Source organism: Pseudomonas sp. FG98, from assembly GCF_057808595.1.
This window is the reverse complement of sequence record NZ_JBMDIJ010000116.1, coordinates 1-14,112: the sequence shown is the minus strand read 5'-3', so window position 1 is coordinate 14,112 and position 14,112 is coordinate 1. Positions and strand designations below refer to the sequence as shown.

General features: G+C 61.9%; 9 protein-coding genes. 4 read left to right on the top strand and 5 right to left on the bottom strand.

Features of this window, described 5'->3' with window-relative positions; translation table 11 throughout:
- Positions 1–304: 304 nt before the first annotated feature.
- From ACODSK_RS30420 to ACODSK_RS30405, 4 genes are all read right to left on the bottom strand, one after another.
- Complete coding sequence (locus ACODSK_RS30420) at positions 305–2,776, bottom strand: alpha/beta fold hydrolase (RefSeq protein ID WP_489021530.1); 2,472 nt, start codon at positions 2,774–2,776, stop codon at positions 305–307.
- A 9-nt stretch (positions 2,777–2,785) separates the two neighbouring features.
- Positions 2,786–4,228 (bottom strand): TIGR01777 family oxidoreductase, encoded by a 1,443-nt coding sequence (locus ACODSK_RS30415; protein ID WP_489021528.1) that lies wholly within the window; start codon positions 4,226–4,228, stop codon positions 2,786–2,788.
- Complete coding sequence (locus tag ACODSK_RS30410) at positions 4,221–4,706, bottom strand: cell division protein (protein ID WP_489021527.1); 486 nt, start codon at positions 4,704–4,706, stop codon at positions 4,221–4,223. The genes ACODSK_RS30415 and ACODSK_RS30410 overlap by 8 nt, the downstream gene beginning before the upstream one ends.
- A gap of 141 nt (positions 4,707–4,847) precedes the next feature.
- On the bottom strand, positions 4,848–6,014 hold the full coding sequence (locus ACODSK_RS30405; protein WP_489021525.1) for an MFS transporter: 1,167 nt from the start codon (positions 6,012–6,014) through the stop codon (positions 4,848–4,850).
- Positions 6,015–6,108: 94 nt separating this feature from the next.
- Here ACODSK_RS30405 and ACODSK_RS30400 point away from each other — a divergent pair, with 94 nt between their 5' ends.
- Positions 6,109–7,002 (top strand): LysR family transcriptional regulator, encoded by an 894-nt coding sequence (locus ACODSK_RS30400; protein WP_489021523.1) that lies wholly within the window; start codon positions 6,109–6,111, stop codon positions 7,000–7,002.
- Positions 7,003–7,627: 625 nt separating this feature from the next.
- Positions 7,628–10,198, top strand: a complete 2,571-nt coding sequence (locus ACODSK_RS30395; RefSeq protein ID WP_489021522.1) for a nuclease-related domain-containing DEAD/DEAH box helicase — start codon at positions 7,628–7,630, stop codon at positions 10,196–10,198.
- 394 nt (positions 10,199–10,592) lie between these two features.
- Here ACODSK_RS30395 and ACODSK_RS30390 read toward each other — a convergent pair whose 3' ends face one another.
- Complete coding sequence (locus tag ACODSK_RS30390; protein ID WP_489021520.1) at positions 10,593–11,225, bottom strand: DUF3885 domain-containing protein; 633 nt, start codon at positions 11,223–11,225, stop codon at positions 10,593–10,595.
- A gap of 170 nt (positions 11,226–11,395) precedes the next feature.
- On the opposite strand from ACODSK_RS30390, the gene ACODSK_RS30385 reads away from it, so the two are divergent.
- Positions 11,396–13,249: an ABC transporter ATP-binding protein gene (locus ACODSK_RS30385; RefSeq protein WP_489021519.1), complete on the top strand. Its 1,854-nt coding sequence runs from the start codon at positions 11,396–11,398 to the stop codon at positions 13,247–13,249.
- A 26-nt stretch (positions 13,250–13,275) separates the two neighbouring features.
- Positions 13,276–14,013, top strand: a complete 738-nt coding sequence (locus ACODSK_RS30380) for a carbon-nitrogen hydrolase family protein (protein WP_489021518.1) — start codon at positions 13,276–13,278, stop codon at positions 14,011–14,013.
- Positions 14,014–14,112: the final 99 nt, after the last annotated feature.

Below are 14,112 nucleotides of genomic sequence, written 5' to 3'. Positions count from 1 at the left end.
TCAGTGGGGGGATTTTCACCCATTGAGGTGTCCGGGGTCATTAGACCAGCGCACCCCGAGGTAATCACCTTCCTAGTCCGACTTGAAGATGGGTGTGCGGTATTCGATGGCAGTTTCTTGGGGCAGCAGTTTGCAGCACTCAGAGCCTATGTCTAGGTGTTTGATGTACCGTTCGACAGCACTTGTATTTGAACGTGAGTCACTATATTGGTGCCGTCCCCGCGTCCAAGCTCTCACTAATGCGGGAGCCCTCCTTATTTCTTAGATGCCTTCTATCAAACTAGCCTGAGGTCTGTTTGCCAGCTCACCACTCTCGACCTGTTACCACATCCCTTGAAACGCACACTACCAAACTCAACCCCCCATCCTCCAAAACCACCTCACACCCCACCCACTCACTCCTCACCCCCGGCAACACCGCCGAAGGCTTACGCAATTCCCGCAACAACGTCGACCCATGCGACAACCGCCCCCCCATCCGCGCAATCACCGCCCGCGCAGCCTGATACTGCGCATGACGACCAGGATCGAGACTGTCTTCCAGAAGAATGTCCTGCCCAAGAACACCTTGCACCCGCCCGGGATAGATCATGAAGCCGGCAGCCTGTTCGCTACCCATACTCCCGTCCTGCCAGAAACTCCCGTCGCGGCTGCGCACATCAGGATGCGCGGCGAACCAGTGCGCCCGCTGTGCTTCAGGCATGGCGTGGTGCACGCGGAAGAAGATCCGCATGAGGTTGTCCCGGTACCACTCGCGCACTTGCAGGTAGTACCCGCGCAAGCCGGGCAGGCCGAGGCGGTGGGCGAGGGTGACGGCGCGGGGCCAGGCCGGCATGGGTTGCAGGGGCAAGTCGGTCGGCGCCGGGCGCGGGGTGCCGGGGTCGGTTTCCCAGGGCAGGCGGTGGGGGCTGTGCTGCAGGTCGTGGTAGGCGGTCGGTGGCCGGCCTAGCCAGGCGCCGCCGCTGCTGGCCAGGGTCGTGGCGATGCACAGGTTGCCTTGCACCACGAAGACGTAGAAGCGGCTGAACCAGTCCGCCAGTTGCTGGCCGTCAGCCGCGGCGGCCTGTAGCTGCGCCAGTTCCGCATCGAAGCGTTGCAGGCCGGGGGCGAGGGTTTGCAGGTGGCTGCGCGCGGCGTGCTGCATGCGCCACAGGCGGGGCAGCGAGCGCAGCAGGCGGGCCGGGCGCCAGGGCAGGGCGGGGGTGGCGCCGCCGACTTCGCCGGCGTAATTGGCGGCAGAAATGCCCCAGTCGGCGAGCCGGGCGAGGAACAGGTCGTTGTTGATGTAGGAGGCGCCGCCAAACACGGCGGTGAAGGGTTCGTTGTCCTGCAGCACGCGGCTGTCCCAGCGCGCCATGATCGCCGGGATGCTGGCGGCGGCGCGGCGCTGGGCGTATTCGACGAAGCGGCTGGGCTGGGGCGGGAGGATTTCGGCGATGTTGGCCGAGGTCAGGTGGCGGCGCCAACCGTGCTCGCTGATCGGACGGTATTGCAGCAGCCATAGTTGCTGGCCGTCCCAGGCCCATTCGATATCGCCGGGGACGTAGTGGAACACCTTCAGCACGCCTTGCAGAAAGTCCCAGATCGCCGTGGCCGTCAGGCCATGCAGCTCGGTGAATTCGCCGCTTTGCCAGGCGGGACCGAGGCGCGATAGGGTCGCGCGTTGAGGTGTGGCCTGGCCGTCGGCCAGGGCTTCCAGATGGCCTTCGAGCCATTCCAGTTCCACCGAGAGATGACGCACGAAGGCGATACCGGACACCGTCGGTTGGATAAAGCGCTGCACCACCACTTGCTCGACGCCAGCATCACGCAGCTCGTTGACCCGCGCGGCGACGTCCTCGCCGGGCACGCGCAGGTAGGTGGTGCTCAGGCCGGCATTGGCGGCATCGGCCTGGTCTTCGCCGTAGCTGGAGGAGCGCACGGCCCATAGGGTATTCGGGAAGGAGGCGAGCAATGCGGTCAGGCGTGGGTCCTGGCTGTCGTCGAGGCTCAGGGCTTCGGGCACGGCCTGGCCAGCAAGCGCCGCCAGTTGCAGGCGGCCGCCTTTGGTATGGGCGACGAAACCTTGCGCGCCGGATTCCAGCCAGGTGGCGAATTCACCGGGTGCGTCGATCCACGGGTAGTGGCCCCAGCCCGGTTGCAGGCTGATACGCAGGTCGGCGCGGGCGAGAATCGCCGACCAGGCGGCGGCCTGGGCGATGCCCAGCAGGCGGTCGTGGTCACCCCACACCAGCTCGACCGGGTCGGTGATCCATTCCAGCAGTGGCAGTGCGGTGTCGGCGCGCAGTTGCTCCCAGGAGGGCACGAAGGCCCGGCAGCGGGCGTAGCCAGCGCCCATGCGCCGATATTGCGCGGGTGTCCAGCGCTGGCTGGAGAACTTGCCGGCGAACCACTCCGGCCTGTGACTGAGCAACCCGTGGATGGCCTTGCGCAGCGGCAGCGGTGACATCAGCGCCGGCAGGCGTCGTTGCCACAGGAAGGCACCCACCGGGGCAAGCAGCACGCTGCGACTGAAGTGCCCGGAGCGGCGCTGCAGGGCATGCAGCACGATCAGGGCGCTGACACCGACGGCCATGATTGCGTGGCCGCGCTCGGTCAGGTCGAGCAGGGCCTGGGCGTATTCGTCCAGGCTGGCGCAGGGCGGCGCGGGGTTGTCGCCGAAGCCGGGCAGTTCCAGGGCCTGGACCCGGTAACGCTGGAAATGCGGCAGGGCATCGTCCCACCAGTCGGCGGCGCTGCCGTTGCCGGCCAGCAGGTACAGCAGGGGCTTGCTCATCTCCGCTCCTCAGGCCAGATCACGCAGGGCGCTGTCCAGGGTCGGATACCTGAAGCGGTAGCCGGCCTGCTCCAGGCGGTTTGGCAGCACGCGCTGGCCGTCGAAGAACAGCTCGGCCATTTCGCCGGCCAGGGCCCGCACCGGGGCGGCCGGGATATGCAACCACACCGGGCGCTTGAGCACCTGGCCGGCAGTCTCGGCGAAGGTGGCCTGGCTGACCGGCTCGGGCGCGACCAGGTTGTAGGTGCCCTGCATGTCGTTGTCGGCCATGGCGCGGGCCATCACTGCCAGCACATCATCCCGGTGCACCCAGCTCATGATCTGCCGGCCATCGCCCATGCGCCCGCCCAGACCTAAGCGGAACGGCATCAGCAGCGGCGTCAGCGCACCGCCCGGACCGAACACCACGCCCAGGCGCAGCACCACCTGGCGCGCGCCGAGGGTGCTGGCCGGGCTGGCGGAGGCCTCCCAGCGATCGCACAGTTCAGCCATGAAGCCGTTGCCTTTGCTGGCGCTTTCGTCCAGCGCCAGGCTGGCGTCGCGCACGCCGTAGTAGCCGATGGCCGAGGCCTGGATCCACAGCGCCGGTTTATGCCGGGCCTGGCGCATCCAGCGCAGCAGGGCCTCGGTGGTGCCGACCCGGCTGGCGAGCAACTGGGCCTGGCGGCTTGGCGTCCAGCGTGGCCCGGCGACGGGCGCGCCGGCCAGGTTGATGACCACGTCGAAGCGCTCGTCATGGCCGAGCTTGTCGAGGCTGCGCAGGCAGCGGGCGCGGCCGTCGAACAAATAGGCGGCGCGCAACGGTTCGCGGGCCAGCACGCTGACGCTGTGGCCGGCATCGAGCAGTTGATTGACCAGGGTTTCGCCAATGAAACCGGTGCCGCCAGTGACCAGCACCTGCTTATAGCTCCCGCCGGCAAACGGGTTGGCCGGCTGCCCCTGGCGTTGCATGCGCAAGCTCGCCAGCGCATCGCGAATGCCCGACGCGGTCACGCCGAAGGCGAACAGGGTCAGCAACCAGCCGCGCCAGCCGAGGTCGATGGCCACCAGGCCGCTGGGCAGGCTCGACCACTGCAACAGTTGCAAGCCGTACAGGGCGAAGAAGGCGCCGGCGTTGATCGCCAGCACGGTATGCATGATGCGCTCGATGGCGGGCAGCTTGCGGCTGCGGTCCTCGACCACGAAGTCCCACAGGGTCAGGCCGATTTCCAGGGTGAACACCGCAGCGACGATGATCGCCCAGACGCCCTGGAAGGCCATGTGGGCGATGCCCAGGAACAGGATGCCGTAGCAGCACGAACGCACCGCATGGATCGCCAGCTCCAGGCGCGCACTGTGGCGCTGCGGCAGGGCCACGGTCAGTTCATGGTGATAGATGGTGTCCAGTGCGCCCAGTACAGCCTGGATCAGCAGCAGGTTGAGGGCCCAGGTCAGGATCGGCAGATCAGCCACGTTCAAGTCCTTTCAAGGTGGAGGTGGGGCGGTCGTGGCGGTACAGCCACAGCAACGGCGGCAGCAGGGCGAGCAGGGCCAGGCCATCGACAACCAGGTGCGACCACATCCCGGCCTGCAGCGACAGCAGAATGTCCTGCGGTGCCCACAGCAGGATGCCGAGCGCCAGCCACGCCCAGGCCTGGTGGCTGCGCAGTCGGTCACCCAGGTGAATCAGGCCGAACATGTACAGGGAATAGCTCTGCAAGGTGGCGCCGAACAGGGCAAGCCACCAGACCTGCAGGTCGTGGGCTGCTGGCGGCGCAGCCTGGCCCCAGAAGGCCTGCTCGACGCTCTGGTGGTAGACGCCAAGCAGTGTGGAGTCGCCGGCCCAGGTCAGGATCAATGCGATGAGCAGGTGCGCCAGTGCGACGCCCTGCAGCCAGAGCACCCGCGCGCGGCGGGCGTCGACCCGAGGTTTGGAAGGGGGGGATGGCATTCCTTGTCCTGTCGGCTGCTGTGTCGGCGAGCAGTGTATCTCCATGTTGCCTGGGAATGGAGCAGTCGGTCATGGCAGAGGTGTCAGCTTTCGACCCGAAGCAGCCGGTCAGGAGGGGCCTGGGAGCCCCTCAAATCCTCCTCACACCACCACTGCCTCCGCGGCCCTCGACCGCCACGCAAAGCCCAACACCATCAACAACCCCAACCCAGCCATCGCCGCCCCCGCCAGGGAAATCGCCGGAAAACCCAACCCCGCATTGATCACCGCGCCCCCCAGCGCTGCGCCAATCGCGTTGCCAAGGTTGAACGCACCAATGTTCACCGCCGAGGCGAGATTAGGCGCGTCCTTGGCGGCTTCCATGACGCGCATCTGCAACGGCGGCACCAAGGCGAAGCTGGCGATGCCCCAGATCAGGATGGCTGCGGCGGCCGGCAGCGGCCAGCGCATCAGCAGGGTGAACGCCAGCAGGACCAGGATGAGTACGCTCAGCGAGACGATCAGGGTGCGGTCTATCGAGCGGTCGGCGGCTTTGCCGCCCCACATGTTGCCCAGTGTCAGCCCTATGCCGAACAGCACCAGCATGGCGGTGATGAAGGCGGTGGAGGCGTGGGTCTCGTTGCTGAGGATCGGTGCGATGTAGGTGAAGACGGTGAACATTGCACCCGAGCCGACAACGGTCAGGGCCAGCGCGCCCAGCACCGGGGCACGGCCCAGTACGCGGATTTCGGCCATGACACCGACGCTTGGCGGTGCCTTGAGGTCGGGCAGGGCGAACCACAATGCGGCCATGGTCACCCCGCCGAGGCCGGTAATGCCCCAGAAGGCGGTGCGCCAACCGAACAGCTCGCCAAACCAGGTTGCAAGTGGCACACCGCCAATGGTTGCGAGGGTGAGGCCCATGAACATGGCCGCTACCGCGCCAGCACGTTTTTCAGGGGCCACCACGCTGGCGGCGACGATGGAGCCGACGCCAAAGAATGCGCCATGGTTCAGTGAGGTCACCACCCTGGCAATCATCAGGCTGTAGTAGTCGGTCGCCAGTGCGGACATGAGGTTACCCAGGGTGAAAATCGCCATGAGGCCTATCAGCAGATAGCGCCGGGGAATCTTGCCGGTGGTCAGGGTCATCAGCGGCGCGCCAAGCAGTACGCCCAGGGCGTAGGCACTGACCAGCAAGCCCGCTGCGGGAATCGAAACGCCGAGGTCCGCAGCAATGCCCGGCAACATGCCCATGGGGGCGAACTCGGTTACGCCGATGCCAAAGGCACCAATGGCGAGTGCAACAAGGGGTGGATTGATACGCATGAAAGGCTCCTCATCTATGCCGCCAATGCTACGATCAAGCGCTTTAAGGCAGTAGACGGCATTTTTGGTAATCACCTTTGCGTAAGAGGCACAAGTGGACTTCAACGGTAGATCGGGTGAAATGTTCGTGTTCGCCACCGTGGCGCAAGAAGGCAGCCTGTCGGCCGCCGCGCGTGCATTGGGGCTCACGCCCTCGGCGGTCAGCCGAATCATCGCGCGTGCCGAACAGCGCCTGGGTACCCGGCTGCTGTTGCGCACCACGCGGGCTATCACCTTCACCGCCGAGGGCGAAGCATTTCTGCGCGGCGCCCGGCGCATCCTGGCCGACATGGATGAGGTCGAAGAAGCCATTGCCGACCAAGGCGTACCCAGGGGGCGATTGCGGGTCAGCGCTGCCCTTGGCCATGGGCGTCTGTCCATCGTTCCCCTGGTCGCGGCCTTCAGCGAGCACTACCCGAACATCGTCGTCGACCTCACCCTGGGCGACGAAGTGGTCGACATCCTCGGCGGCCAGGCTGATGTGGCTATACGTTTTGGCCATCTGCCCGACAGCCCGCTGAGCGCGCGCAGGCTCGGCGAAACCGGCCAGGTGGTGGTGGCATCGCCCGATTACCTGCAGCGCCACGGCACCCCTCAGGAACCGGAAGACCTGTTACGGCACAACTGCCTGCGCTTCAACTTCCGCCGTGCCGAACCCAACTGGCCGTTTGTGCACGATGGCAAGGAGTTTTCCCTCAATGTCAGCGGCAACATCGAGTGCAGCAGCGGTGAAGCGCTGGCCCAACTCGCGCGGGTCGGCGCCGGCATTGCGCGTGTCGGTGAGTTCACCGTCAGCGAGGACCTGCGGCGGGGCGACCTTGTATCGCTGTTGCAAGCCTGGAACCCCGGTGACCGAGAACCGATTCATGCGGTTTTTGTCGGTGGCCCGGCGATGCCGGCGCGGGTGCGGTTATTTGTCGACTTTTTAGTGGAGCATCATCGGATGTAAACGAGGGAGTTGGCTGGCTCTTTCCGGCGGGTAATGTTGGATACCGGCCTTGCTGACTGGCGCAATCGGGAGCCGTCAGATGGGGGCTGGTTGCACATCATCAAAGGCCGGAATGAGAGGCAGCCGGTCAGGAGGTGCCTGGTAGTCACCACCATGGACTTCACCCCGGCGCTGAAGGGCGGCAAAGGCGGCTGCTGTTATCTGCTGATCCGTCCAGTTCCTGCTCAGCCAAATAGTCAGGGCCGCACCGGATAAGTGCCACCACAGCATTCGTTGCCCCGTGTTCTGACCGTACAGGTGATCGGAGGCTACCCACCAGATAACCCGAGTAACTTCAGAGTTTCTTTGCCGGACGAATAGATCGTAGACATATGAAGATGGGGTTAGCGGCGCTATTACGGGTTCACCTGAGGCTCTGGCAAGGTTCCATACCCATTCACGCTGATCGGCGGATAGGGTGTTAGAGGGCTCTAGCGTTTACTGATGGCTTCGCATCCGAATTTTTTGACTGGATGCAGATTCGCGAGCCAGCCTGACTGTATGGTTTAGCTTTGTGCAAAACCAGAACAGCAATCAATTTAGCGCAGTGCCAGTTTGAATCGAATTTGTAGAAGGCAATATATCGATGGCAAGGATGATCCCCGACCACGGACCTTACGACACAGGCAGCAAAGGCGAGCGGGACTTATACACCGTATTCAAAACGGAGCTACCCGATGAATATACCGTCATCCATAGCCTCCCCTGGCTCTGCTCAGCCGTACGTAAGCTCGACCCTCAGGCCAAGCCCACAGGTGAAATCGACTTTCTAATCATCCATCCTGAGAAAGGGCTGCTCGTCCTGGAAGTGAAGTGCGGTGGGTACAACGTCGGCGACAACCTTTTTGTTCACCTGCACAAAAATTTTGTCATCGATCCAGTCAGCCAGACCCGCAGAAATGTTCATGGAATCGCTAGGTGGATGGGGTCCAATCCAGCGCTTCGGTTCCGAATGGGTTATGGACTTATTTTCCCTGACTCCGATTTCGGAGAAAAGCCGCCAAACCCCGGAATGTACGACCCTTCCTCCACCCCTCCTCAGCCGCTGTATATCGATTATCGAGAGATGCCGAACGTCACACGGAGGGTGATCGAGTTGATGGACTACTGGAAAGGTGCTCTCAAAAACGTCTCACTGGGCGAAGCCCGTGTCTCCGAGATCATCGAGTTCCTGACCCCCACAATTGACGGGAAGCCCGTCTGGGCAAGCCGCATCCTCTACGACAACAGGCTCTGGCTGCAATTGACCGACGAGCAAGCCAAGGTAGTCCAGCGGGTTACGAAACATCAGACCTCTTTAGTCACCGGATGGCCAGGGACTGGAAAAACACTCATTGTGATTGAAGCGGCAAGGCGGCTGGCAGCACAGGGGCTGAAGGTCTTGGTGGTGTCATTCAACACCAAGCTCACAGAGTACGTCCGCACTCAGTTGACCGATTCCAGAAGCTGCTATGTCACTACCTGGCATGGACTATGTGCACAGGCGTCAGTCGTGCTCAAACGGAGCGAAGCTGAAAAGAGGGAGGATTGGTACAGAGAACAGTGCGAACTTGATCTACTGGAAGCAATTGAGCTGAGACTCCTGCCCAACTACGACGCTTTGCTGGTTGACGAATCACAGGCGCTCATCCCGTCCTGGTGTGAAACCCTCGCCTTCTGGTTCCAGAACAAGCCCAGATCATTTTTCTGCGACGAAACGCAGGTGTTTCCATACGAGCGGGGGACTATTCCACTAAAAGCCCTCAGCGAGCTGCTAGGCGTGCAGCCATTCCCGCTAACAATCATTCTGCGGATGCCAAAAGCCATCACGAACATCCTCGAAGAGGCAGTTCCACCCAATCTTCAACATTCAACCCCAAGAAGGTTGGAAGACGACACTGCCGTTGAAATAATCACCGCCAACCCGTGTGACAAAGTTTCTGAAATCAGACACGGGCTTATCGCCAGCGGAGTTTCACCCGACGACATTGTGACCCTCGTGACCAGCCTGCCATCAAGAGAATACTTTGAGTACCTAAACAAAGAGAGCCAACGCATCGCAAAGATTGCCACATTCAGAGGTTTAGAAGCCCCCATTATTATTATTTTAGGCGCAGAGCTACTCAGCACCGCTGAATTGTTCAGCGCCTACTCTCGTGCAACATCTCAATGCATAGCGATTTACAACGCTGCCCCCCGCCACTGGTCTCACGCTGAAGTATTTAGAGACCGGATAAAAAATCGGCCTGAAAACCAAATAATTTTGCAGCAAGAGCGTAATAAGCAGCGCATCGATAACATAATCGCAGGGTGCACCGACAAAAAATCACTTGGTTTCGCCAGTGTGAACATTTACTGGGCAAAATCTTGGAGCGCTTGGCTAATTGAGGGAGCCGGCGATAACGCAGTGACACGAATGTGGATCAGCCACCTCATTCAAAATCTGCCGCAACCAATATATTTTTGGCCTAAAAATTCATTCTCCAGATTCCATCGAGCAAAATCTGATCCATCAATTACAGAGTCGTACTACACGCAGAACCTCTACTTTAAATTTTGCACGGTGTGCAATGCGTTATCACCACATACTGAAGGAGGTGCCAACGATTGTACGTTGTGCACCACTGCGCCAGAAAGAGTCCCGTATCCAGGCGCAGATATTATTGATGAATTGAGGCTAATGGATGGTGTGGTTTCCGGTGACCTGCCTGGCAAGCGTATCCGGGAGCTGCAACCAACCCTGCCTTTAGAGATTGCCGCTGCTGCGGCATTCACGCGCGCCCAAAAAATTAAGCATCGTTCTAATGTGCTTCAAGTTCCGCTTCCGTTAGGGAAAAAACTGTATTTGATTGCCTTTACCTTCGCTCAGGTAAGGATTGCCACGTGGACGCCTGGTAGTGTGATGCAGATGAATGTCCTGGCAGACGAGATTTACGGTCGTTTCAACCAATTGGGCATCAAAACCGCTCTGGAATGGAGGAGTATTTTTGCGAATGCAATGAGTACCTTCTTTCAGAAAGGCTATATCACGAAAGTCGAAAAAGGTCTCTACGCCCCGGTTGAAGATGACAAGGCTCCAGTGCCCAAAAGGTACAGGTTCGATGATGACGAGATGGCCGATATGGTTGGCGGTGACAGTGAGGATGGCGAGTTGTCCAGGGAAGGCTGGGAAACCTAGGTGGCAAAGCGGCTCATAGAGCAGGTTGCCTGGATACCAATGTGATGGCGGCACGCAGGGGTTGAACCTGTTCAACGTGCGTATTGGAAAGAACGGAGAGTCCGCTCTTGGCCGAATGCGGCCATTCGCGACGGGCAGCTTCGGATCCAGCGCGATTTCTCGCGAATGGCAGCCGCCCATCCATAGCATTCTTCCGTATCGAATGGGATCTAGCCGGGAATGGTGATGAAGATCAGTCTCCTTGGCTTTGTCGACAAGCAAGCCGACGTGCTTTGTGGCGCAAGGACTGGGAGAGCGCTCGGTCCTCGGCGCTGCAAGCCAAGAGCATGGTCAGTTCGAGGTCCACGGGAAAACCTGATCGCATTCAAACCCTGCCTCCTGCCACTCGATAAACTCAACGCTCCCCAGCCCCCACGCCAAACGTTCCCTCCATGATCTCCCGGTCGTACTCCAGCAATAGCTCCCCATGCACCTCATAAAGCTCACGCAGCGCATCCTCGTTGGGCCCAACCACATCCATCCCTCGATCATCGTAGGGAAACGCCACGATATTTTTCTTCAGGTTGAATAGATAGATCCCGGACTGGATCTGCGGATGTATGCCCAGATCCTTGGCCAGGGCGCACCACAACAGTGATTCAAGCCAGGCGGCAGGCGCCTCGAAAGCCAGGTGTACCCAGTACTCCGGGCCTTCGTCATCGCAGCGATCGTCTTCGTCCTTTTCCTCGCTCCATATCCAGCGCCGGGCGGGAATGCGAATCCCGGCGTCCCTGAGCGCACGCAGCTCTCTGCGATGAGAAAAACGCTGACTGTCGGCGTGTGCCCGTACACAGGCAATCATGGATTCGCCGTCGTCGAAGATGTCCTTGCAGATCCTTCTAGCTTTCTCCATCGCCACCACCAATTGCCGAACCGCGGTGCCGCCTTCCGAAAGCTCGAAGCGCAGGCCGCCGGGGTAGCAATAGAAAAGTGGCCTGGAGAAGACCGCAGGACCGAATGACTCAAGGATTTCATTTCGTGGATTCAAACCGCTCTCCTGGAATGTTTCGCCTTTACCCAGCCGCGCATGCTAACGCCTGCTTGTTCCGCTAACCACGTCTGCCCCGGGGGCCATCATCCACAACATCGGAACCAAAAACCCCCGCAAACCCTCCATCAAATGGCAGACTGACCACTTTCCCTCTGCCAGGTACCCCCATGCTCCGTGTCTTCGAGCGCCGCCTCGACCCTTTCCCGCCAGACGAACTGCCGCCCCCTCCCGTCGGCCTGCTGCGCTTCCTCTGGGCCTGCACCCGCGGCGCCCGTGGCTACGTGCTGCTGTTCGCGCTGCTCAGCGCTGCCGTGTCGGTCTACGAGGCCTGGCTGTTTTCCGTGCTCGGCCAGGTGGTCGACCTGCTGGCCGCCTGGCAGTCCGGCGCTGCGGTGACCGATGAGGAAAGCCGCGTGCTGTGGGGCATCGGTCTGGTATTGCTGGCCAGCGTCGGACTGGTGGCACTGCGCACCATGGTTCAGCACCAGGTCCTGGCGATCAACCTGCCGCTGCGCCTGCGCTGGGACTTCCACCGCTTGATGCTGCGGCAGAGCCTGTCGTTTTTCTCCGACGAGTTCTCCGGCCGGGTTACCACCAAGGTGATGCAGACCGCCCTGGCGGTGCGCGAAGTGCTGTTCACGGTGATCGAGATCCTTCCTGGCATCGGCGTGTACTTCATCGCCATCATTGCCCTGGCCGGTGGCTTCGCCCTCAAGCTGATGCTGCCGTTCATTGCCTGGATCGTCCTGTTCGGCCTGGCCATGCTGTATTTCGTGCCGCGCCTGGGCAAGGTCGGCCAGGAGCAGGCCAACGCCCGCTCGTCGATGACCGGGCGGGTGTCGGATGCCTACACCAATATCACCACGGTGAAGCTGTTTTCCCACTCCAAGCGCGAGGCGCACTTCGCCCGGGCAGCGATGGAGGACTTCAAGGAAACCGGCTTCCGCCAGATGCGCCTGGTCAGCCAGTTCGAGATCGTCAACCAGGCCCTGGTGGTCGGTCTGATCCTTGGCGCCGGCGGCTATTCCCTGTGGCTCTGGCACCAGGGCGACGTCGGTACCGGGGCGGTCGCGGCGATCACCGCCATGGCCCTGCGCATCAACGGCATGTCGCACTGGATCATGTGGCAGATGACTTCGCTGTTCGAAAGCATCGGCACCGTGCAGGACGGCATGCAGACCCTGACCCAGGGCCCCAAGGTGGTGGATGCGCCGAACGCCGGCCAGTTGGCGACCCGCGGTGGCGCGGTGAGCTTCGACAAGGTCAGCTTCAACTACAACGGCGAGCGCCAGGTGCTCGATGGCCTGAGCCTGGATATCCGCCCGGGCGAAAAGATCGGCCTGGTGGGGCGCTCCGGCGCCGGCAAGTCGACCCTGATCAACCTGCTGCTGCGCTTCTACGATGTGGACAGCGGCGAGATCCGCATCGATGGGCAGAACATCGCCACGGTCACCCAGGACAGCCTGCGCAGTGCCATCGGCATGGTCACCCAGGACACCTCGCTGCTGCATCGCTCGATCCGCGACAACATCGCCTATGGGCGTCCCGAGGCCAGCGAGGCGGAAGTCCGTGCCGCTGCGGTCAACGCCCAGGCCGACGAGTTCATTCGCCAGCTCAGCGACCGCCAGGGCCACAGTGGCTATGACACGCTGGTTGGCGAGCGCGGTATCAAGCTCTCCGGCGGCCAGCGACAACGCATCGCCATCGCCCGGGTGATGCTGAAGAACGCGCCGATCCTGCTGCTCGACGAAGCCACCAGTGCCCTCGATTCGGAAGTCGAGGTCGCCATCCAGGAAAGCCTCGACGAAATGATGCAGGGCAAGACGGTGATCGCCATCGCCCACCGGCTCTCGACCATCGCCGCGATGGACCGCCTGATCGTCATGGACAACGGGCGCATCATCGAGCAGGGTACCCACGCTGAACTGCTCGCCCGGAACGGCACCTACGCACGGCTCTGGCAGCATCAGAGCGGTGGTTTCCTCGGTGAGGACCAGGGTGTGGTCGAGGCAGTGGAATAACCGATTCGGCCTTTCAAGGAAGCGCAATGAAACTGATCGCTGCACAGATCGCCTGTACCGCCGGCAATATCGAGCACAACCTCGACAAGCACGTCGATGTCATCGAGATCGCCGCCAGCCTGGGCGCCGACATGATCGTCTTCCCGGAGTTGTCCCTCACCGGCTACGAGCCGCGCCTGGCCGAGGTGCTGGCGATGCAGCCCGAGGACGAGCGCCTGGATGTGTTCCAGTGGCTGAGCGACCGTTTCGGCATGCTGATCGCCGTAGGGGCGCCGATCCGCAAGTCGGGCGGCAACCGCATCGGCATGCTGGTGTTCCAGCCGCAGTTGCCGCGCACCTTGTATTGCAAGCAACGGCTGCATCCCGATGAATTTCCGTTTTTCCTGCCAGGGGCGGGGCAGAGCCTGTTTACCCGGGGCGAGACGATTCTGGCCCCGGCGATCTGCTACGAATCGCTGCAGATGGAACATGCTCAGCAGGCCGCGCATGCAGGCGCGCAGGTGTATTTCACCAGCGTGGCCAAGTCGCAGCGCGGCGTGGATACGGCTTATGCTCACTACCCGCTGGTTGCCAGGGAGCACGGCATGAGCGTGATCATGGCCAACTGCGTGGGGCGAGCGGACGACTACGTCGCGGCTGGGCAGTCGGGGGCTTGGAATGCCGAGGGGACGCTGGTCATTGGTGCAGACGCGGTCAGCGAGGTACTGGTGGTGTACGACCTGGGCAGTGGCGAGGGCGAGGTGGTGGAACTGGCCGGGCCGTGAGTGGTGAGAACAAGTCCAATGGCAACGCGCGCCTCTGTGGGAGCTTGCCAGCGATGAGGCCGGCAAGAACAACCTGATCAGCAAGATTGATGTCGAGGC